Below are 17,295 nucleotides of genomic sequence, written 5' to 3' on the forward strand. Positions count from 1 at the left end.
CTTTTACTCATTTCTTGTATCTAAAGCAGCTTTCTTTGTGTAATGTATAAAAGCCCTGACCCATGAAAACGTCCAACTGGCTCGATACCCTCCTTTATCCTTTTAAACACCATACATTGCCATTGGTGCAAGGCGGCAACATGCATTATGTTGATGAAGGGGCCGGTGACCCCATCGTATTCGTGCATGGTACGCCTACCTGGTCCTTTGTGTGGCGGCAGCAAATAAAATCGCTCAGCCGGAATTACCGTTGCATTGCCCCCGATCATCTTGGTTTTGGCTTATCTGATAAACCCACAGAACATGCATTTGCTTATACCCCGGCGGCACATGCCCAAAACCTGGAAGAACTTCTGAACCACCTCCAACTGCAAAACATACTATTGGTAGTACACGATTTTGGCGGCCCCATCGGATTACGCTACGCAGAACGCTATCCGGAGAAAATAAAGAAGATAGTTATACTTAACAGCTGGATGTGGCCATTAGAGGACGAAGCCAACATGATGAAAGCCAGTAAGTTTCTAAGTGGTGCAGTAGGGCGCTTTTTATACTTGCAGTTAGGTTTTTCAGCTAAGGTGCTGCTCCGAAAAGGATACCACGAACGTAAACATCTTACCAAAGAGGTGCATCAGCATTATACAAAACCCCTGGCATCGGCGGCAAAGCGTTTGGGAACCTGGCATTTCGCAAAGGCACTACATGCGTCAAATGATTACTTTAGTGCGCTGTGGCAGCACCGTGAAAACCTTAAAAGTATACCTAAACTTATACTATGGGGTGAGAAAGATGCATTGCTGCCACTACATTTCCTGGATAAATGGACACAGGAATTTCCGGATGCGAAGGTAGTTAGGGTAAAGGCCGGGCATTTTTTACAGGAAGAGAAAGGCAGCGATGTGTCGGAGGAGATAAAGAAGTTTATTTAAAGTATAGCGTTAACAACTGCTAACCAGTAATGTATAGCCACCATACTTGGAAGTTGTACCTCTACCCCAAAGTTGCAGTAGTATAGCATTGGGGTAGAGGTATGGTTTATTTCTTATGCCGGGCCTCTAAAACGCCAACAACGTCTTTCAACTCAAGCCCTGAAGCGGCCAGTAAAACCAGCAGGTGGTAAAGTAAATCTGCCGCCTCGCCTTTCATGGTGTCAAGTTTGCCAGCTACGGCATCAATAACGGTTTCTACGGCTTCTTCGCCTACTTTTTGGGCAATCTTGTTTATACCTTTATCAAACAGGAAATTGGTGTAAGACCCCGGAACAGGATTTTCTTTACGCGCTTGTATAACCTGCTCTAGTTGCGCGATAAACTGTATGGCAGCTATTCGCTTGGCCGTGGCCTCTTCGCCAAAACAGCTGGTGCTACCGGTATGGCAGGTCGGGCCTGCAGGGTTTACTTTTATAAGCAGAGCATCTGCGTCGCAATCCTCGGCTATGCTTACAACCTGCAGCGTATTGCCAGAGGTTTCGCCCTTGGTCCAGAGGCGGTTTTTGGAACGGGAAAAAAATGTAACCACCCCTTCCTGCTGCGTTTTTTCCAGGGCCTCCCGGTTCATGTACCCCAGCATTAGTACCTGGCTTGTTACGTTATCCTGTATCACAGCGGGTATCAAGCCGCCTGTTTTATCGAAATCTAAATTCACTTTTATAAGTTAAGAGCGTTAAAGCAGTTTATTTAAACAAATATGCGTGCTTTTATTTATTTACACGAACAGCTATACCTTTATCTTGAAGGTAGGCCTTCAGTACCGGAATCTCAAGTTCCCGGAAGTGGAACAGGCTTGCTGCAAGCGCTGCATCAGCATGTGCCACATGAAAGGCATCTGCAAAGTGCTCCATGCTTCCGGCGCCACCTGAGGCAATTACAGGCACAGATACAGCTTTGGCAACCTCTCCTGTAATATCAAGCGCAAAACCTGCTTTGGTACCGTCGTTATTCATACTTGTAAGTAAAATTTCGCCTGCACCTAATTCTACCACCTGCTTTGCCCAGTCAACTGTTTTATAGGCTGTTTCGATGGTGCCTGCGCGCGTGTATACTTTCCAGCCGGTTTCCTGGGTATACTTAGTGTCGATGGCCACCGTAACGCACTGGCTGCCAAAATGCCCGGCTAGTTCTGCAACCAATGCAGGATTTTTAATGGCTGATGAGTTCACGGAAACTTTATCGGCACCATTTTGCAACAGCACCTCCACATCCGCAACGCTACTGATGCCACCACCTACCGTAAACGGTATATCGATGTGGCGGGCAATGTCGCGCACAAGTTCGGCAAAAGTCTTGCGGCCTTCGTTTGTAGCGGTAATATCCAAGAACACCAGTTCGTCGGCACCTTGCCGGGCATACCATTTGGCAAGCTCTACAGGGTCGCCGGCATCACGTATGTTCTCGAACTGCACGCCTTTTACGCACCGGCCGTTCTTAATATCAAGGCAGGGTATAATACGTTTGGTTAACATACAAATCGCTGTAAATCTTTTAACTGAATAGTGCCTTCGTAAATGGCCTTGCCAATGATGGCTCCTTTTACGCCAATCTCCTGTAACTGCTCCAGGTCGTCTATTGTGGTTACGCCACCGCTGGCAATAATGCCGGCATCAGGTAAAGTCAGTTTTAAGTGGCGGTAAGTGTTCGTGGATGGGCCTTGCAGCTTGCCGTCTTTACTAACGTCGGTACAAATAAAAAGCTTCGCACCCGTTTGCACATAGCCTGAAATAAACTCCTGTAAGGGATACTTGCTTTCTTCCGTCCAGGCGGAGATGGCGATATTAGTGCCTTTGAAATCAGCGCCAATAATAATTTTTTCAGAGCCATACTTTAAGAGCCACGCCTTTACCTTTTCAGGCTCACGAACGGCTATACTTCCTGCAGTTATTTGCGAGGCTCCTGCATCAAAAGCCTGTTTCACGGCCTCATCTGACTGTAAACCGCCACCAAAATCAATTGTAAGCTTTGTATGGGCAGCTATACTTTCCAGCACAGCCAGGTTTACCGGTTTTTTGGCGCGGGCACCATCAAGGTCTACCAGGTGCAGGCGCTTAATGCCATTAGCTTCAAAGCGTTTGGCTACATCAAGCGGGTTACTGTCGTAGGTAGTTTGCTGGGCAAAATCGCCTTCTGTCAGGCGCACACATTGGCCCCCGATCAAGTCGATAGCGGGAATAATCTCCATCATAATGCAAGAAAGTTCTTAAGTATTTGTGAGCCGGCAGGTCCGCTTTTTTCAGGGTGAAACTGCGCAGCATAAAAGTTTTTGTACTGTAAAGCCGCCGAAAAAGGCGCTGGATAATATGTTTGGGCAATCGTGTACTGGCTAAGCGGCACGTAGTAGCTGTGCACGTAGTATACATAGTCCTTTTCCTGCAGGCCAGCGAACAGCGGTGATTGCAACTGCTCTATCTCGTTCCAGCCCATGTGCGGCACCTTCAGTTCTGTATCGAAATGCTTAACCGGCAGCGGAATGATGTTTAACAAGTCCGTGTCTCCTTCTTCGGAGTGCTGGCATAAAAGCTGCATACCCAGGCAAACGCCAAAAAACGGTTGCTCCAGCGTGGGCAGGAGTTTATCCAGGTTGCGTGCTTTTAGTTGTGCCATGGCAGCTGCTGCCTGCCCCACACCCGGAAAAATCACTTTATCAGCTGCCTTTATTGTTTCAGCGTCGGCGCTAAGTGTGGCCTGCACACCCAGGCGTTCCAATGCAAACTGCACCGACTGTACATTTCCGGCTTTATAATCTACTATTACCAGGTTCATATCTTTTAATTATGAATGACTAACTGCAATTACGGAATGCGCCTAAGTATAAACGCTGTAAACATTTCAACCCTAACGCCCCGAGCCAGAAACAAAAAAGCCTGACTCTTTCCGGAGTCAGGCTTTTGAATATCTATAGTATTTATACTATTGGCTAATCCATAGGCATACGGCTCCGAAACTAATGCTTCGTGCATGATGATGATGCTTATGAGCCATGGTGCCTTTCATTAGTGCAAATATAGAGCATCAGAAGTATAAATCAATATTAATTTTATCTATTAAAAGCTTTCCCGCAAAGTATAAGTTTTACGCATACGCTTGATTACACGCTCTGATTCCTGAAAGTTAAGTGTTTGCTGACCATCAGAAAATGCTTTTTCAGGAGTATAGTGTGTTTCGTAAATCACGCCGTCTGCCCCTGCCATTACTGCTGCCAAAGCCATACTTTCCACGTAGTCGCGCAGGCCAATGCCATGCGATGGGTCCACGATTACCGGCAGGTGCGTTTTCTCTTTCAGTACCGGTACTGCATTTAGATCCAGCACGTTGCGATAAGCACCTTCGTACGAACGAATGCCGCGTTCGCAAAGCATTATCTTTTCGTTGCCATGCGAGAAGATGTATTCCGCCGCCTGCAAAAGCTCCTCAATGGTTCCGGAAATACCACGTTTCAGCAATACCGGTTTTTGCGCCTCACCCAGCGAGTCAAGCAAGTTAAAGTTTTGGCTGTTGCGCGCTCCAACCTGGAAGACATCCACATAATCGATCATTTCATCAATCTGCGATACTTGCATTACTTCTGTAATCACCTTAATGTCGTTTTCGCGGCAAATGCGATGGAACATTTTCAAGCCATCCATGCCCATGCCCCGGAAGGCGTACGGCGAACTGCGCGGCTTAAACACGCCACCGCGCATAATCTTCACGTTATTTTCCTTCAGGTGCGCTACCACGCGCTCAATCTGCTCTTCGCTTTCGATAGAGCAAGGGCCAGCCATGATACTGAAACTGCCTTCGCCTACTACCACACCATCACCTAAATCGATGCGGGTCGGCTCTACGCGCCACTTGCGCGAGATCAGTTTATACTCTTCCGATACCCGGTGTATGTCAGCCACGCCCGGCAACTGGCCAATCCGTCGAATGTCGAACTCCTTCTTGCCGATGGCTACCAGGTAGTGTGCCTCCTGCGTTTTAACTTCGTTGGCTTTGTAACCTATTTCCTGCACCTGCTTCAGAATATTCTCCTTAAGCTCAGCGGGAATCCCTTGCTGCAGTTGTATGATCATGTTAGTTTCTTATGCTTTGGATAAATGATTGGATGTTTTTCTGCAGGCTTCCCTCCTGCTGCAGCGCCTTTACGAAGGCACTACCTATAATGGCACCGCTGGCGTGGTTACAGGCCGATGCAAACGATTCCTTGTCATGGATGCCGAAGCCGATCACTCCCGGGTTCTGCAACTGCATGTTTGCCACACGGCGGAAGTATGCCTGGCTCTGTTCACCTAACCCAACTGTTTTGCCTGTAGTGGATGCCGATGAAACCATGTAAATGAAGCCGTTGCTTTGGCTATCGATTTCGCGTATGCGCTGCTCGGGTGTTTGTGGGGTAATAAGGAATATTTTGCTTAGGTTATACCTCTCAAACAGTTCCTTGTACTCCTCCACATACTGGTGCAACGGCAGGTCAGGCAGTATAACGCCATCTATGCCAATCTCGCTTGCTTTCCGGCCAAAACGCTCCATACCATACTGCATCACCGGGTTCAGGTAGCCCATGAGCACCAGCGGTACCTGCGTTTTCTGGCGGATGTGCTGTAGTTGCTCAAACAGTTTTGTAATGGTCATACCGTTTTTCAATGCCACGGCACTACTGGCTTGTATGGTCGGCCCATCAGCCAGAGGGTCAGAAAATGGCATGCCCACCTCAATCAGATCCACGCCATTTCTTTCCAGCTCCAGTATAATCTCTTCGGTATCATTGAGTGCCGGAAAACCAGCTGTGAAGTATACCGACAGTAGCCCTTTTTGCTTTGCTGCAAACAGGGTTTTTAATCTATTGTTCATCAAAATGGAAGTGCTTTAGATAGGTAGATAAATCTTTGTCGCCGCGCCCGGAAAGGTTAATTACTACAATGTCATCTGGCGCAGCCTGAAGCCGTTCCAGCACAGCCAGCGCATGTGCGCTCTCCAGGGCCGGAATAATGCCCTCCAGCCTTGTCAGTTCCAGTACTGCTTGTAAGGCCTCATCATCTGTGGCATTCATAAAGCGTGCGCGTTTGCTTTCAAACAAGTGGGCGTGCAATGGACCAACGCCGGGATAGTCCAAGCCAGCAGAGATGGAGTATGGCTCAGTTACCTGCCCGTCAGCTGTTTGCATGAGCAAGGTACGGCTGCCATGAATGATACCATCTTTGCCAAGTATAGATGTTGCCGCCGACTCACCAGAGTCAACTCCTTTCCCGGCAGCTTCTACGGCTATTAATTGTACTGTTGGCTCATCTAAATAATGGTAAAAAGCACCTGCAGCATTACTGCCCCCACCCACACAGGCTACGACATAATTGGGCAGTTCGGTACCTTCTTTCTCCAACAACTGGGCACGAATTTCCTCTGAAATTACTGCCTGGAAACGCGCTACCATGTCCGGGTACGGGTGCGGGCCAACTACAGACCCAATGATATAATAGGTGTCTTCCGGGTTGTTAATCCAGTCACGGATGGCTTCGTTGGTAGCGTCTTTTAACGTTTTGCTTCCGCTGGTGGCCGGCACTACCTGCGCCCCCAGCATCTTCATTCTGGCTACATTCGGTGCTTGTCTTTCTATGTCTACCTCGCCCATATACACAATGCACTCCAGGCCCATAAGCGCGCAAACTGTAGCTGTGGCCACACCATGTTGTCCGGCACCTGTCTCAGCGATAATGCGTTTTTTGCCCAATCGTTTAGCAAGTAGCACCTGGCCGATGGTGTTGTTAATTTTATGTGCGCCAGTATGGTTAAGATCTTCGCGTTTAAGGTACACTTTCGTATTATACTTGGCAGAAAGGCGGGGAGCAAAATATAAGGGCGATGGCCTACCAACGTAATCCTTCAGTAGCACCTGCAACTCCGCCTGGAAACCCGGTTCCTGCATAATACGGAGGTAATGCTGCCGTAACTCCTCTACATTGGGGTACAGCATTTCGGGCACGTAAGCACCACCAAATTTGCCGTAAAACCCTTTTTCGTTAACGTGATAGCTCATGTATTTCGAGACGTTAAATTTTTGATGAAAGGCACAAGATGGCGTGCCTGCTGTTTCATATTTTAAATTTCGGAAGGAATGCAGATCGCTTTAGAGCTTGCATTCCCTTTGCTTTAAATGGTAATTTATTTGCTCCTGATTTGGCGGAATAACTCCTTCAGGCTGTCGATGTTTTTCAGGCCTGGCTCCTGCTCAAACCCGCTGTTCACATCAATGGCATAGGGCTTGGGGCGCACTTGGCCCAGGTGTTTAACATTTTCCAGGTTCAGGCCACCGCTCAGGAAGTATGGCAAAGGAGAAAGATACCCTTTAAGCAATTCCCAGTCGAAAGGGATGCCATTGCCGCCATACGCTTGCCCGCGTGTATCGAACAGGAAATAATCGGCGCAGGATTCATAGAGAAGCGTGTTTTCAAAAACAAACCGATCATTCACAGAAAAGACCTTGATCACTTCTATACCCATGGATTGAATTGCAGCGCATACTTTTGGAGTTTCTCGTCCGTGCAACTGTACGGCGTCCAATTTATACTTGCGGATGGTGGCTTCTATACTTTCCTGGGGGGCATTTACAAATACGCCGGTCTTTTTTATACTTACCGGAAGCTCAGCCAGCAACTCAGGTGTAATGTAACCTTCAGCATAGCGTTTAGAGCCTTCGTAAAAGATAAAGCCCATGTAATCGGGTTGCAGCGCCGCCACTTGCCGGATATTCTCTGGGTTGCGCATGCCGCATACTTTTATTTTCATCAATCTAAATTAAAAGTTGGACACTAGGCTACGTATGTTTCATGCTCTTCCAGCAGCTGCCTGAATTCTTTGATGAAGGCTGCTGCAGCCTGCCCGGGACGACTGTTTTGCATAAATGTCTCCCCGATCAAGAAGCCATTGTAGCCTGCCTCACGAAGAATACAAAGTGTTTCAGGTTTACTGATGCCGCTTTCCGATATTTTGGTAATGCCTTTTGGTATGTGGCTGGCCAGTTCCAGCGACGTGTTGATGTCCGTCACGAAATCCTTCAGATTGCGGTTATTAACCCCAACTACCGTTACTTCGTCGCAGAGTGTTTGCTGTAACTCCTCCAGATGATGCACTTCCAGGAGCACCTCCAGGCCGAGTGAGCGCGCAAAAGCAGCCAGGTTTTTAAGTCGTGCAGGCTCCAGGGCAGCGGCTATCAGAAGTATGGCATCTGCCCCTATTGACTTAGCTTCCACAATCTGATATTCGTCCATGGTGAAATCTTTTCGCAGGATCGGGCAATAGTTAAACTTGCGTGCTGTTGTCAGGTCTTCGTTTTTACCGCCAAAGTATGGCCCATCGGTTAAAACTGATAGCGCAGAAGCACCGGCTTGCATGTATCCAATAGAGGTTTTCTCTACCGACACATAAGGGTTAATGTCGCCTTTAGAAGGAGACCTGCGTTTAATCTCAGCTATGATGCCGCTTTTATCGGGGCGCAGCAGGTAGCGCTCCAGCGATATGCAAGGTGTTTCGAAGTATAAACTTTTCTCCAGCAGCTTTACCGGATACAGTTCTTTGCGCTCAGCTACTTCTTTATACTTATTGGCGATGATTTGATCGAGTATGTTCATGGTGTCAGATTTAATTTTTAGAATTGTGCTGCAAATGTTTAAGCTACTACCAACTTCTGATCGTTTATAAGCCTACTGTACAGCTGGTAAGCCCTTCCTGATAGAAGTGTTTCTTTCGCTAAAGCCACAGCGTCTGTTAATGCCAGTTCCGGGCGTGCACATTGTAGTGCCAAGGCTGCATTAGCGGTAACCACAGCACTTTGCGCTTCGGTGCCCTCTCCTTTCAGTACATTCATAAATATGGCAGTAGCCGAGTTTATACTTCCGCCTCCTTTTATTTGCTCTTGCTGCAATGTTGGCAAACCAAGTGCTGCCGGTTCCAATAAAGTCTCTTTGCTGTCAGAGATCATTTTAAATGGGCTGGTCAACGAAACCTCGTCGTAGCCATCCAAGCTGTGCAAAATGGTATAACGCGTGTCTGTTTGCTGGTACAGATAGCTGTACATGCGGGCAAGCTCCAGGCTGAACACACCAACCAACTGGCGCTTCGGTAAAGCAGGATTTACCATGGGCCCCAGAATGTTAAAGAAAGTTTTAACGCCAAGTTCTTTTCTTATAGGCCCTACTCCTTTCATGGCCGGATGGAACAGCGGTGCGTGCAGAAAGCAAATGTTATACTTCTCAATGCTGCGCGTTAAGGCATCTGTATCGGTTGTAAACTTAATGCCCAGCGCCTCCAGTACATTTGAAGAGCCGCAAGACGAGGACACACCGTAGTTGCCATGCTTGGCTACAGCCACTCCATTGGCCGCTACTACAAAAGAGGATAAGGTGGATATGTTAAAGGTGTCTTTTCCATCGCCGCCGGTGCCGCACAGGTCAATCGGGTCATAAGCATCCAGGTCCACGCGGTGGCAAAGGTCTAGCAAAGCATCCCGAAAGCCCTCCAGTTCCTCTACCGTAATGCTGCGCATCATGTAAACAGTCAGGAAACTGGCTATCTGGGTTTGGTTATAATTGCCTTTGGTAATGTCTGACAACACTTCCTGCGCTTGTGCTTTGGTCAGGGTTTTGTGCTCGAATAAGTAATTAAGTATATCTTTCATGTTAAATTCTGTTAAAGGAACACCTGCAAAGTATGGTTTGCAGCTTCTAGGTTCTAATCAACTATTCTTTTGGCTATCGCTTTCTAGCCAGTTCTTCATCATTTCCTTGCCGTGCGCAGTTAACACCGACTCCGGGTGAAATTGTACGCCCCGCACCTGGTGTTCCTTGTGGCGCAGCGCCATAAGGTTGCCTTGTGCATCAATGGCCGTAGGAATAAGGCAATCCGGCAGCTCCTGATTTACCAACCACGAGTGGTAGCGGCCAATTTCAAATTGCTGAGGAAGGTTTTTGAAAAGGAGTTCTTCTTTGCAAATTACCTCTACAGGTGTGGCAATACCATGCCATACTTCTTTGCTGTTCACTAACATGCCGCCATACACCTCACCGATTGCTTGATGCCCGAGGCAGACACCAAACAAGTCTTTACTGGAGCCGTAGGTTCGTATGATTTCCTTCAGGAGGCCAGCCTCATCAGGTATACCTGGGCCAGGTGAGAGTAATATTTTCTCATACTTGCCTACCTCTTCTAACGTAGTCTTGTCGTTTCGCCGAACGGTTACAGTTGCCCCTAGTTCCTGCAGCAGGTGCACCAGGTTATAGGTGAATGAGTCGTAATTGTCGATTACCAGTACTTCCATATCAGTTAATGTTTTGAGCCAGGTCCAGAGCACGGCGTAGTGCCATTAATTTGTTGTCTACTTCCTGCAGTTCGTTTTCGGGGATAGAGGCTGCCACAATGCCTGCACCTGCCTGAAAGTATAAGTTATAGTCTTTGCTGAGGAAAGAGCGGATCATGATGGCGCTGTTAAAATTGCCATTGAAATCAAGGAAGCCGATGCAGCCTCCGTAAAAAGACCGATTGGTTGTTTCATACTTGTCGATCAGCTGCATGGCTTTGTATTTGGGTGCCCCAGAGAGCGTACCGGCAGGAAAAGTGCTGGCAACCATCTGCAGCGCGTCCTCCTGGCTATGCAACGTACCCGATACTTTAGACACCAGGTGAATTACGTGCGAGTAAAACTGAATTTCGCGAAATGTTTCTACCTCAACGCTATGGCCGTTACGGCTCAAATCATTACGGGCTAGGTCTACCAGCATAACATGTTCTGCGTTTTCCTTCGGGTCAGCTAAAAGCTTTTCAGCGAGGGCAGCATCGGCTGCGTCATCTCCTGTTCTTCTAAAAGTGCCGGCAATCGGGAAAATACTGGCTTTCTTGTCCTTTATAACCAATTGTGCCTCCGGCGATGAGCCAAATATTCTGAAACTTCCGTAGTCGAAGTAAAACAAGTATGGCGACGGATTGATGGAACGAAGGGCTCGGTATACATTAAACTCATCTCCCTGGAAACCTTGTGTAAAGCGGCGCGAAAGCACTAACTGGAAAACATCACCGCGGTAGCAATGCTGCTTGGCCTTTTCGATGTTCTCCAGAAATTCCTGGCCTGATATATTGTGCTCCTCCTCGCCAACAGGTTTAAAAGTATAACTTGGTATGTTGCGGCTATTTAGTAGTGCCTCTAGCTGCAGTATGCCATCGTCGTTGCCTTGGTTATAGGTATGGGAAAAAATGTAAGCCTGGTTTGTGAAGTGGTTGATGGCAATGATATGACCATAAACAGCGTAGTATAAATCTGGAATATCCGCACCGCCCTCTCTTATGGCCAGGTCTATATCCTCATAATAGCGTACTGCATCGTAGCTCATGTAACCAAACAAGCCGTTATGGATAAAGTTGAACTGCTTTTGTTCTGCTACCTCAAAGCTGTTAGAAAATTGGCTTAGCCGATTGGGTACATCTGTTTCTTTATTGATTTGGGTAGTGCGTACGCTGCCATCCGGAAAAGATTCTGTCAGTTCCTCATTCTGTGCTTTTATGCTTGCTATCGGCTTGCAGCAAATGTAGGAGAAGCTGTTCTCGGCACCGTGGTAGTCGGAGCTTTCGAGCAGAATGCTGTTTGGAAATTTATCGCGTAACTTAAGGTATACACTAACCGGGGTTAGGGTATCAGCCAGAAGTTGCTTGTAGGTTGTTCTTAATTTATACTTGCTCATCTTGCTTTGAGGTGATGTAAAACAAAGAGGCCTGCTATTCATGTGAACAGCAGGCCTTTTATACCTTTGGGTTAATGCTATATACGTTACTTCATACAAGGCATACAATGGCTGTTCACGATACTTTTAGTAACGTGCCACCACCATGCCATATGAAGATTCTGAATCATTGTTCTGTTTTTGACGGAGTTTATACTTTCTCCTGTTGCAAATGTAGTGGCTGAAATTGGAAATGCAAATTTTTAATGTTTTTTTATGCTGCCATAACATGAAGCGGCTTCTATAGGAACTTCGCTGCTTTTAAACACAAGCCCCTAACCCGCAAAATTAATTATTGTAAATTTTGTATAATACAGCCTTAAATCATCGTTACATGCTAGGAGGTAATATTCTGAGATTAACCGTCAAATCGCGCCATCTTAATTTAACTTAAAACAAAGCTCATTATACTATAATGCTTCGTATGAAGCCACAAACTGATAAATCTTAAAATTTCATATTACATATATTAAATATTAATTCCTTTGCAGGACAGTACAATTTTTGTGACCCCTTTTGTTATAAATTCATAAATAAAGTTGCATTTAAGAGCACATGGGTTGTAGCTTTGTGCCCCCTATTCGCATCAAGCATAGTAAATAAAATTAGTAATTGATGAGAAACGAGCTTCTTTATCGCGATGATCATTTAGCCATAGAATACAACTCTATTGGCGATTGGATATATGTGAACTGGCGTGGTTATCAAAACTACGATACGGTAGTTAACGGCTGCCAGAAAATGTTGGAGGTGATGAAGACACATGCGTGCTATCGTATTCTTAATGATAACTCGCAAGTGGAGGGCCAATGGTCAGCTGCTGCTAAATGGGTGGCCGAGTTCTGGTTTCCGGCACTTCGTGAAGCTGGCTTAAAATGGTTTGTTTGGGTATACTCTCCGAGCATACTTAGCCGGCTTTCTGCAGATAAAACACTTAAATTAGCTGAAAGACCTGATTACATCCAGGTGTTTGATGATATTGATCTGGCAAAAGACTGGTTACGATCTAAAATATAGCGTGCAAAAAGCCATAAAAGCAGGAAAGGGAGCCAAAGTATGGCTCCCTTTCCTGCTTTTATGGCTACTGTAATATTTATAAAATGCCTTTGGTGCTTGGTATAGAAGCATCATTTGGGTTTCGTTCTACAGCCTTTCTGATAGCGCGTGCAAAGGCTTTGTAAATGGCTTCAATTTTATGATGTTCATTGTCTCCCTCGGCCTTTATGTTCAGGTTGCACTTAGAGGCATCACTAAAAGATTTGAAAAAGTGAAAGAACATTTCGGTTGGCATGTCCCCTATCTTCTCTCTTTTGAATGTCGCGTCCCACACGATCCAGGGCCTGCCTCCAAAATCAATAGCTGCCTGCGCCAGCACATCGTCCATAGGCAACAGGAAACCATAGCGGCTGATACCTTTTTTATCGCCAAGTGCCTGTAAAAATGCCTCGCCAAGTGCCAAGCCGGTATCTTCTATAGTATGATGCTCATCAATATGCAGATCGCCCTTAACTTTTATACTTACATCCAGTTTCCCGTGCTTCGCCAACTGCTCCAGCATGTGGTCAAAAAAGCCTAAACCGGTATCAATGTCCATCTTCCCGTTCCCATCCAGGTTTAAAGACACCATAATGTCGGTTTCAGAAGTTTTACGCTGAATGGTGGCCGTACGCTGTGGCAGCCTCAGAAAAGTATAAATCTCATCCCAATCATTTGTGGTAAGCGCAGCCTCCGTATTTTGTTCATCAGCCAGAAGGATCGCTTTTGCCCCAAGGTTTTTTGCCAATGTCACGTCTGTTAGTCTATCGCCAATCACAAAAGAGTTCTCCAGATCATAGGTACCAGACAGATACTTTTTCATCATGCCGATGCCTGGCTTACGCGTTTCCAGCCCCTCGTGCTCAAAACTGCGGTCAATCAGTATGTCCGAAAATTCTATTCCTTCGCCTTTAAGGATGTGCAGCATTTTGTTTTGATAAGGCCAGAACGTTTCTTCCGGGTAAGCGTCTGTGCCCAACCCATCCTGGTTTGTCACCATTACAAATTCGTAATCTAACTCTGTAAATATTTTATATAGATTTCGGATAACTTTGGGTAAGAACTCAAACTTGTCAAAGGAATCTACCTGGTAGTCTGTTTTTGGCTCTACTAGTATGGTTCCGTCACGATCTATGAATAATGCTTTTTTCATATTTGAAGTATGTAACTTAAATTACCCGCCACCTGACTATTTAATAATTAAAAAGGCCAATTTTAGCGGGAATGTGCTCATGTTTTAGTTGAATGCTGCAATTGCGTTTAATAATTCCTGGTTCTCTTCTAATGTGCCCACAGATATGCGCAAGCAACCCTCACAACCTTTCAAGGCTGATCTGTTTCTGACAACTATACCTTTATCTAACAAATAATTATATAGCCTGTTTGCATCCTTTACTTTAACAAGTATAAAATTGGCGTCAGATGGATACACAAGTTCAACAGCCGACAATTGTGGCAGCGCCTGCATCAGCAATTCGCGCTCCTGTACGATCTCCTCTACCATGTCTTTCAGCACCTCCGTTTTGTCTAAAGCCTGTATCACTAGTTCTTGTGTAGCAGCGTTGATGTTGTAAGGAGGCTTTATTTTATCCAATACAGCGATAAGTGCTTCAGAGCCGAAAGCCATACCTAAACGTAGACCAGCCATGCCCCATGCCTTAGAGAAGGTTTGCAGCACTACCAGGTTGGGGAATTCATCTAAACGCGTAGTCCAGCTAAGAGAATGTGCAAAGTCTATATAAGCCTCATCTATGATAACAATGCCATTGAACTGCCGAAGCAGCATTTCGATGCTCTCTTGATCGAGGCTATTACCGGTTGGGTTATTCGGTGAGCAAATAAAAAGTAGCTTTGTCTCTGGTTTTATACTTTGCATAACATCCTTTACCGGAATCTGGAAGTCTGCTGTTAGCTGAACCGAGTCAATACGTACATCATTCAGGTTGGCCGATACTTCGTACATGCCGTAAGTTGGCGGCAGGCATAGTAGCGCATCGGTACCAGGGTTGCAGAAAGCACGCAAAAGCAAATCGATTGCTTCATCGCTGCCATTGCCTAAAAATATCTGGTTTGGCCTTACGCCTTTTATTTCTGCAATTGTGGCTTTTAGGTTCAGTTGGTGCGGATCGGGATAGCGGTTGTAATCCTCTCCGGCCAAGCTTCCTAAATTATTTTCATTTGCGTCCAGAAACACGCTTGCAGCACCCTTAAATTCATCTCTTGCCGATGCGTAAGGTTTCATCCGCAGTACATTCGGTCGTACTAAACTTTCTAAATTAAACATTTCGGATTTGCTTAAGTCTGATTGAAACTGCGTTTTTGTGTGCATCCAGGCCTTCTGCAGCTGCCATCACCTCTACAGTTTTACCTATTTGCTGTAAACCTGATGGGCTAATGTGTTGGAACGTAATTTTCTTTACAAAACTATCTAGTGATACTCCGCTGTAAGATCTGGCGTAGCCATTGGTTGGCAAAGTATGATTTGTGCCGGAGGCATAATCGCCGGCAGACTCAGGGGTATAGTTGCCCAGGAAAACAGATCCTGCATTAATAACGCCCTCTGCTATACTTTCATAAGCTTCCATGGCAAGTATCAGGTGCTCTGGTGCATATAAATTAGAGAATGCCAGCATCTGCTCCGCATCGTCTAACACAATGGCCATACTCTTCTGTAGTGCCTGCGATGCAAAGGCTGCACGTGGCAGTTGCTCCAGTTGTTTACTTAGCTCTTCACCTACAGCATCCAGTAAACGCTCAGAGGTGGTCAGAAGCACAACCTGCGAGTCTGTGCCATGTTCTGCCTGAGAAAGTAGATCGGCAGCAACAAAAGCCGGATTTGCCTTCTCATCAGCCATTATAAGCACCTCAGAAGGACCCGCTGGCATATCAATGGCAACGCCCAGCCTGCTTACAAGCTGCTTTGCTACTGTTACATACTGGTTTCCGGGCCCAAATATCTTACTTACCGCAGGTACACTTTCAGTACCAAAAGCCATGGCAGCTACTGCCTGTGCACCACCTGCTTTTACGATTTTAGAAATTCCTAAAAGGTTCGCAGTGTAAAGTATAGCTGGGTGTATACTGCCATCTTTAGCGGGAGGCGAGCAAAGCACGATATTCTGGCAGCCGGCAAGCTTAGCAGGCACACCTAACATTAACAAGGTAGAGAATAACGGAGCCGTTCCACCCGGAATGTATAATCCAACGTTCTGAATGGCTACGCTTTTACGCCAACACACCACGCCAGGCATCGTTTCTACGGGCCTTGAGGCCTCGGCTTGCTGCGCATGAAACCCCTTTATGTTTTGATAAGCTTGTTGTATGGCCTCTTTCAGATCTTTAGAAAGCTGATCTTCAGCAGCAACTAGTTCAGAGGAGTCGACTAGCAGTTGCGCAGGCCTTACGCCATCAAACTTTTCGGCTAGTTGCAAAAGTGCCTCATCCCCGAGTTTCTGCACCAGTTTAAAGGTTTGCTTTATGCCAGGCTCCAGTTCTTCTAGGTCTTTTACAGGGCGCTTTGCCAAATCTGCCCAACTGTCTTGGGCTGGTTTTACAATTTTGCGTATCATTTGATCATTTTTTCTATAGGCACCACCAATATACCTTCAGCACCGGCATCTTTCAGCTTTTCGATGATTTCCCAGAAATCATCCTCGTTTACAACAGAGTGCAGCGAGCTCCAGCCTTCTTCAGCTAAAGGCAGTATAGTTGGAGATTTAATGCCAGGCAACAATTTGATGATGGTGTCTACTTTATCGTTTGGCGCATTCAGTAGAATATATTTAGCCCGCTGGGCACGCTGTACCGCATGGATTCTAAACAAGAGCTTATCCAGTATGGCGTGCTTTTCTTCTGAAAGGCTTTGGTTGGCTATAAGTACCGCCTGAGATTTAAATACGCGCTCTACTTCTTTTAAACCATTGCTTATAAGTGTACTTCCTGAGCTTACAATATCGCAGATCGCATCAGCAAGACCAATGCTTGGGGCAATTTCCACGGAGCCGCTGATGGTGTGAATGTGCGCTTGCACGCCGTTTTCATCCAGGTATGCTTGCAGCAGTTTTGGGTATGAGGTGGCAATGTTTTTACCCTCCAGGTCAGAAAGGTTTGTGTAACTATCGGCTTTGGGAACAGCCAGGGATAAACGGCATTTAGAGAACCCTAACTGCTCTACAGCAAGTTGTTGCATTCCTTCTTCTACTAACACGTTTTCGCCTACAATACCTATGTCGGCAACACCATCAGCTACATAGCCTGGTATGTCATCATCGCGCAGGTATAAAATTTCAAGCGGAAAATTAGTTGATTCAGTTTTTAGCTTTAGGCTGCTGTTAATAAAGGAAATACCACATTCCTTTATCAGCTTGAGAGATTCTTCACTAAGTCTGCCTGACTTTTGTATGGCAATACGAAGCATATGTATAGATTTTTGGTGTAAGTAAACAAATGATTTAAGCACTTTGCTGAATAGCAAAGTAGAACAGGGTACCGAAACCCTACGGGGGCCATATGTTTATTTTATTCCT

The 17,295-nt window shown here is 46.1% G+C and carries 19 protein-coding genes; 2 read left to right on the forward strand and 17 right to left on the reverse strand.

Annotated features, from left to right (window positions below; genetic code table 11):
* The first annotated feature begins 62 nt into the window (after positions 1 to 62).
* Positions 63 to 929 (forward strand): alpha/beta fold hydrolase, encoded by an 867-nt coding sequence (locus Q1A23_RS09025; RefSeq protein ID WP_299822165.1) that lies wholly within the window; start codon positions 63 to 65, stop codon positions 927 to 929.
* A 106-nt stretch (positions 930 to 1,035) separates the two neighbouring features.
* Here Q1A23_RS09025 and hisIE read toward each other — a convergent pair whose 3' ends face one another.
* The 13 genes from hisIE to Q1A23_RS09090 form a co-directional block, all read right to left on the reverse strand.
* Positions 1,036 to 1,644, reverse strand: a complete 609-nt coding sequence (gene hisIE / locus Q1A23_RS09030; protein WP_299822167.1) for a bifunctional phosphoribosyl-AMP cyclohydrolase/phosphoribosyl-ATP diphosphatase HisIE — start codon at positions 1,642 to 1,644, stop codon at positions 1,036 to 1,038.
* 52 nt (positions 1,645 to 1,696) lie between these two features.
* Complete coding sequence (hisF, locus tag Q1A23_RS09035) at positions 1,697 to 2,461, reverse strand: imidazole glycerol phosphate synthase subunit HisF (protein WP_299822169.1); 765 nt, start codon at positions 2,459 to 2,461, stop codon at positions 1,697 to 1,699.
* Positions 2,455 to 3,177 (reverse strand): 1-(5-phosphoribosyl)-5-[(5-phosphoribosylamino)methylideneamino]imidazole-4-carboxamide isomerase, encoded by a 723-nt coding sequence (gene hisA, locus Q1A23_RS09040; RefSeq protein WP_299822171.1) that lies wholly within the window; start codon positions 3,175 to 3,177, stop codon positions 2,455 to 2,457. Before hisA ends, hisF begins: the two co-directional genes overlap by 7 nt.
* Complete coding sequence (gene hisH, locus Q1A23_RS09045) at positions 3,174 to 3,755, reverse strand: imidazole glycerol phosphate synthase subunit HisH (RefSeq protein ID WP_299822173.1); 582 nt, start codon at positions 3,753 to 3,755, stop codon at positions 3,174 to 3,176. The genes hisA and hisH overlap by 4 nt, the downstream gene beginning before the upstream one ends.
* Positions 3,756 to 3,784: 29 nt before the next feature.
* The gene (locus Q1A23_RS09050; RefSeq protein WP_299822175.1) at positions 3,785 to 3,952 is read right to left on the reverse strand and encodes a hypothetical protein; all 168 of its coding nucleotides are present in this window, start codon (positions 3,950 to 3,952) and stop codon (positions 3,785 to 3,787) included.
* 84 nt (positions 3,953 to 4,036) lie between these two features.
* Positions 4,037 to 5,047 carry a bifunctional 3-deoxy-7-phosphoheptulonate synthase/chorismate mutase gene (locus Q1A23_RS09055; protein WP_299822177.1) on the reverse strand — a complete coding sequence of 337 codons (1,011 nt, stop codon included), beginning with the start codon at positions 5,045 to 5,047 and terminating at the stop codon, positions 4,037 to 4,039.
* A 1-nt stretch (position 5,048) separates the two neighbouring features.
* On the reverse strand, positions 5,049 to 5,825 hold the full coding sequence (gene trpA / locus Q1A23_RS09060) for a tryptophan synthase subunit alpha (RefSeq protein WP_299822179.1): 777 nt from the start codon (positions 5,823 to 5,825) through the stop codon (positions 5,049 to 5,051).
* Positions 5,815 to 7,005 carry a tryptophan synthase subunit beta gene (gene trpB, locus Q1A23_RS09065; RefSeq protein ID WP_299822181.1) on the reverse strand — a complete coding sequence of 397 codons (1,191 nt, stop codon included), beginning with the start codon at positions 7,003 to 7,005 and terminating at the stop codon, positions 5,815 to 5,817. Before trpB ends, trpA begins: the two co-directional genes overlap by 11 nt.
* Before the next feature lie 125 nt (positions 7,006 to 7,130).
* Positions 7,131 to 7,754, reverse strand: a complete 624-nt coding sequence (locus tag Q1A23_RS09070) for a phosphoribosylanthranilate isomerase (protein WP_299822183.1) — start codon at positions 7,752 to 7,754, stop codon at positions 7,131 to 7,133.
* 23 nt (positions 7,755 to 7,777) lie between these two features.
* Complete coding sequence (trpC, locus tag Q1A23_RS09075; protein WP_299822185.1) at positions 7,778 to 8,596, reverse strand: indole-3-glycerol phosphate synthase TrpC; 819 nt, start codon at positions 8,594 to 8,596, stop codon at positions 7,778 to 7,780.
* Between the two features lie 38 nt (positions 8,597 to 8,634).
* Positions 8,635 to 9,642, reverse strand: coding sequence for an anthranilate phosphoribosyltransferase (trpD, locus tag Q1A23_RS09080; RefSeq protein WP_299822187.1), 1,008 nt, complete (start codon positions 9,640 to 9,642; stop codon positions 8,635 to 8,637).
* A gap of 57 nt (positions 9,643 to 9,699) precedes the next feature.
* Positions 9,700 to 10,281 (reverse strand): aminodeoxychorismate/anthranilate synthase component II, encoded by a 582-nt coding sequence (locus Q1A23_RS09085; RefSeq protein WP_299822189.1) that lies wholly within the window; start codon positions 10,279 to 10,281, stop codon positions 9,700 to 9,702.
* 1 nt (position 10,282) lies between these two features.
* A complete protein-coding gene (locus tag Q1A23_RS09090; RefSeq protein ID WP_299822191.1) occupies positions 10,283 to 11,695 on the reverse strand; it encodes an anthranilate synthase component I family protein in 1,413 nt (470 codons plus the stop codon).
* Between the two features lie 654 nt (positions 11,696 to 12,349).
* On the opposite strand from Q1A23_RS09090, the gene Q1A23_RS09095 reads away from it, so the two are divergent.
* Positions 12,350 to 12,751 carry a hypothetical protein gene (locus tag Q1A23_RS09095; RefSeq protein ID WP_299822193.1) on the forward strand — a complete coding sequence of 134 codons (402 nt, stop codon included), beginning with the start codon at positions 12,350 to 12,352 and terminating at the stop codon, positions 12,749 to 12,751.
* A 76-nt stretch (positions 12,752 to 12,827) separates the two neighbouring features.
* Here Q1A23_RS09095 and hisB read toward each other — a convergent pair whose 3' ends face one another.
* The 4 genes from hisB to hisG form a co-directional block, all read right to left on the reverse strand.
* Positions 12,828 to 13,922 (reverse strand): bifunctional histidinol-phosphatase/imidazoleglycerol-phosphate dehydratase HisB, encoded by a 1,095-nt coding sequence (gene hisB / locus Q1A23_RS09100; RefSeq protein WP_299822195.1) that lies wholly within the window; start codon positions 13,920 to 13,922, stop codon positions 12,828 to 12,830.
* A gap of 84 nt (positions 13,923 to 14,006) precedes the next feature.
* Positions 14,007 to 15,053, reverse strand: coding sequence for a histidinol-phosphate transaminase (gene hisC, locus Q1A23_RS09105; protein ID WP_299822197.1), 1,047 nt, complete (start codon positions 15,051 to 15,053; stop codon positions 14,007 to 14,009).
* A complete protein-coding gene (hisD, locus tag Q1A23_RS09110; RefSeq protein WP_299822199.1) occupies positions 15,046 to 16,338 on the reverse strand; it encodes a histidinol dehydrogenase in 1,293 nt (430 codons plus the stop codon). The genes hisC and hisD overlap by 8 nt, the downstream gene beginning before the upstream one ends.
* Positions 16,335 to 17,186 carry an ATP phosphoribosyltransferase gene (gene hisG / locus Q1A23_RS09115; RefSeq protein ID WP_299822201.1) on the reverse strand — a complete coding sequence of 284 codons (852 nt, stop codon included), beginning with the start codon at positions 17,184 to 17,186 and terminating at the stop codon, positions 16,335 to 16,337. Before hisG ends, hisD begins: the two co-directional genes overlap by 4 nt.
* Positions 17,187 to 17,295 lie beyond the last annotated feature (109 nt).

Origin of the sequence: uncultured Pontibacter sp., assembly GCF_947492645.1 — a bacterium.
In the GTDB taxonomy this organism is placed as follows: Bacteria; Bacteroidota; Bacteroidia; order Cytophagales; family Hymenobacteraceae; genus Pontibacter.

Excerpts from the sequence above, each read along its gene's own strand:
- Q1A23_RS09025 (WP_299822165.1), top strand. The coding sequence starts at position 63 with ATGAAAACGTCCAACTGGCTCGATACCCTCCTTTATCCTTTTAAACAC.
- hisF (WP_299822169.1), bottom strand. The coding sequence starts at position 2,461 with ATGTTAACCAAACGTATTATACCCTGCCTTGATATTAAGAACGGCCGG.
- hisA (WP_299822171.1), bottom strand. The coding sequence starts at position 3,177 with ATGATGGAGATTATTCCCGCTATCGACTTGATCGGGGGCCAATGTGTG.
- hisH (WP_299822173.1), bottom strand. The coding sequence starts at position 3,755 with ATGAACCTGGTAATAGTAGATTATAAAGCCGGAAATGTACAGTCGGTG.
- Q1A23_RS09050 (WP_299822175.1), bottom strand. The coding sequence starts at position 3,952 with ATGCACGAAGCATTAGTTTCGGAGCCGTATGCCTATGGATTAGCCAAT.
- Q1A23_RS09055 (WP_299822177.1), bottom strand. The coding sequence starts at position 5,047 with ATGATCATACAACTGCAGCAAGGGATTCCCGCTGAGCTTAAGGAGAAT.
- trpA (WP_299822179.1), bottom strand. The coding sequence starts at position 5,825 with ATGAACAATAGATTAAAAACCCTGTTTGCAGCAAAGCAAAAAGGGCTA.
- trpB (WP_299822181.1), bottom strand. The coding sequence starts at position 7,005 with ATGAGCTATCACGTTAACGAAAAAGGGTTTTACGGCAAATTTGGTGGT.
- Q1A23_RS09070 (WP_299822183.1), bottom strand. The coding sequence starts at position 7,754 with ATGAAAATAAAAGTATGCGGCATGCGCAACCCAGAGAATATCCGGCAA.
- trpC (WP_299822185.1), bottom strand. The coding sequence starts at position 8,596 with ATGAACATACTCGATCAAATCATCGCCAATAAGTATAAAGAAGTAGCT.
- trpD (WP_299822187.1), bottom strand. The coding sequence starts at position 9,642 with ATGAAAGATATACTTAATTACTTATTCGAGCACAAAACCCTGACCAAA.
- Q1A23_RS09085 (WP_299822189.1), bottom strand. The coding sequence starts at position 10,281 with ATGGAAGTACTGGTAATCGACAATTACGACTCATTCACCTATAACCTG.
- Q1A23_RS09090 (WP_299822191.1), bottom strand. The coding sequence starts at position 11,695 with ATGAGCAAGTATAAATTAAGAACAACCTACAAGCAACTTCTGGCTGAT.
- Q1A23_RS09095 (WP_299822193.1), top strand. The coding sequence starts at position 12,350 with ATGAGAAACGAGCTTCTTTATCGCGATGATCATTTAGCCATAGAATAC.
- hisB (WP_299822195.1), bottom strand. The coding sequence starts at position 13,922 with ATGAAAAAAGCATTATTCATAGATCGTGACGGAACCATACTAGTAGAG.
- hisC (WP_299822197.1), bottom strand. The coding sequence starts at position 15,053 with ATGTTTAATTTAGAAAGTTTAGTACGACCGAATGTACTGCGGATGAAA.
- hisD (WP_299822199.1), bottom strand. The coding sequence starts at position 16,338 with ATGATACGCAAAATTGTAAAACCAGCCCAAGACAGTTGGGCAGATTTG.
- hisG (WP_299822201.1), bottom strand. The coding sequence starts at position 17,186 with ATGCTTCGTATTGCCATACAAAAGTCAGGCAGACTTAGTGAAGAATCT.